At 32.3% G+C, this 675-nt stretch carries 2 protein-coding genes; both read right to left on the bottom strand.

All coding sequences use genetic code 11. The features are described from left to right. Positions 1-15: 15 nt before the first annotated feature. Entirely contained in the window at positions 16-321 is a 306-nt protein-coding gene (locus AC1EUY_RS16120) for a hypothetical protein (protein WP_480196578.1), read from the bottom strand. 15 nt (positions 322-336) lie between these two features. Continuing rightward, on the bottom strand, positions 337-675 hold a 339-nt coding region (locus AC1EUY_RS16115), incomplete at its 5' end, for a hypothetical protein (RefSeq protein WP_480196577.1).

Raw genomic sequence — 675 nt, 5'->3', positions numbered from 1 at the left:
GGCAAACGTTTTTTATTAATTCGGTAATGGTGCGGGAATACCAAAACCAAGTTCAGATAATATTACCCAACCTGGTAAAGTGAAAAATAAAAAAGCAAGAATCAAAAGACAAATTATTGGAAAAAAAGCTGTTATAAAGTATTTGAAACCAAGTCTTTTAGAAAATCCGAAAATGGTTAAAAACAAGGATAATAATACTGTTCCAAATAAGAATATAATCATCGTATCTATGTCTAAGACATAAAAAGCCAAAACCATACTAATCACAAATAGTATTGAATTTCCTAATGGCGAAGATATATTTGAAATACTTTGCAACATTATATTCCTTTTTCCTTATTTATGTCGATTCCGATATTTAAAAGCTGTTCCTTTTTTTTGAGGTAGAGTCAGTTTTTTAAATATTCCTCTTTCGATTTTTCCGTCCAGCCATTTAGTCCGATAATTTTCCCAACTTTTATCATATGGTGGCTCTCCGCTGTCATCAAATCCGAATTCAAATCCACAACTACAAATGTCATATGATGGATATCCATTTTCATCGTAGGGTCGCCATTCTTTGTCAATCGCTTTTTCTCCGCAAACTGGACAATAACAAAATCCGTCAGAACTGATTTTTAGTTCGACTTTTTCTCCATTCCAAGTATCTATCGTTTCTGTTTTCAAATGTTTGCC

This window comes from Maritimimonas sp. 2210JD6-3 (genome assembly GCF_056591795.1).
Note: the sequence above shows the minus strand (reverse complement) of the source record. Positions and strands in the feature narration are given on the sequence as shown.